Below are 1,658 nucleotides of genomic sequence, written 5' to 3' on the forward strand. Positions count from 1 at the left end.
CTTGCTGAAGGCGGTGGCGATTCCCGGCTACCAGGTGCCGTTCGGCGGGCGCGAGATGCCGGTGCCCTATGGCTGGGGCACGGGCGGCATCCAGGTGACCGCCAGCATCATCGGCCCGGACGACATCCTGAAGGTGATCGACCAGGGCGCCGACGACACCACCAACGCCGTCAACATCCGCCGCTTCTTCGCCCGCGTCGCCGGGGTGGCGACGACCGAGGCGACCCCCGAGGCCACGGTGATCCAGACCCGGCACCGCATCCCGGAACAGCCGCTGGTCGAGGGCCAGATCCTGGTCTACCAGGTGCCGCAGCCGGAGCCGCTGCGCATGCTGGAGCCGCGCGAGACCGAGACCCGGATGATGCATGGCTATGCCGATTACGGGCTGATGCATGTCCGGCTGTACGAGGACATCGCCCGCTACGGCCATATCGCCACCACCTATTCCTATCCGGTGATGGTGCATGGCCGGTACCTGATGTCGCCATCGCCGATCCCGAAATTCGACAATCCGAAGATGCACATGAACCCGGCGCTGCAGCTGTTCGGCGCCGGGCGCGAGAAGCGGATCTACGCCATCCCGCCCTACACCCGGGTGGTCAGCCTGGATTTCGAGGACCATCCCTTCGACATCCAGCATTGGGATGAGGCCTGCGGCCTGTGCGGCGCCGATGACAGCTATCTCGACGAGGTCGTGCTCGACGATGCCGGCGGGCACATGGTCTGCTCCGACAGCCATTACTGCCGCACCCGGCGCGAGGCCGGACACCACGGCGCCATGAGCGGCGAGGCGCTGGCCGCCTATGACCACGCTGTCGACCAGGCCCATGACGCCACCGGCACGGGGGACGGGGCATGAGCGAAGTGCTGCTGCGCGTCGACGGGCTGACCAAGCTCTACGGCGACACCGTCACCGGCTGCCGCGACGTCGGCTTCGAGATGTCGTCCGGCGAGGTGCTGGGCATCGTCGGCGAAAGCGGGTCGGGCAAGACCACGCTGCTGAACTGCATCTCCGGCCGGCTGCCGCCCAGCGCCGGCACCGTCGAATTCGACACCCGCACCCGCGGGTTGATCGACATCTACGCGCTGTCGGAGCCGGAGCGGCGGATGCTGGCCCGCACCGACTGGGGCTTCGTCCACCAGAACCCGCGTGATGGCCTGCGCATGGATGTCAGCGCCGGCGCCAATGTTGGCGAAAGGCTGATGGCGGTCGGCGCCCGGCATTATGGCGGCATCCGCGGCCAGGCGCAGGACTGGATGGCCAAGGTCGAGCTCGACCTCGGCCGCATCGACGACCGGCCGGCGACCTATTCCGGCGGCATGCAGCAACGGCTGCAGATCGCCCGCAACCTGGTCACCAGCCCGCGGCTGGTGTTCATGGACGAACCGACCGGCGGGCTCGACGTCTCGGTCCAGGCCAAGCTGCTCGATCTGATGCGCGGCCTGGTGCGCCGGCTCGGCATCGCCGTGGTGCTGGTCACCCACGACCTCGCCGTCGCCCGCCTGCTGGCCGACCGGCTGATGGTGATGCGGCACGGGCGGGTGGTCGAGACCGGGCTGACCGACCAGGTGCTGGACGACCCGCAGCACCCCTACACCCAGCTCCTCGTCTCCTCCGTCCTGCAGGTCTGACCATGCCGCACACGACTCCGATGATC

General features: G+C 68.6%; 2 protein-coding genes. Both read left to right on the plus strand.

Going from position 1 to position 1,658, the window contains the following annotated elements:
- On the plus strand, positions 1 to 859 hold an 859-nt coding region (locus AC3XYG_RS35145), incomplete at its 5' end, for an alpha-D-ribose 1-methylphosphonate 5-phosphate C-P-lyase PhnJ (RefSeq protein ID WP_489144540.1).
- A complete protein-coding gene (phnK, locus tag AC3XYG_RS35150) occupies positions 856 to 1,632 on the plus strand; it encodes a phosphonate C-P lyase system protein PhnK (RefSeq protein ID WP_489144541.1) in 777 nt (258 codons plus the stop codon). The genes AC3XYG_RS35145 and phnK, both read left to right, overlap by 4 nt.
- Positions 1,633 to 1,658: the final 26 nt, after the last annotated feature.

It is taken from the genome of Inquilinus sp., from assembly GCF_057815775.1.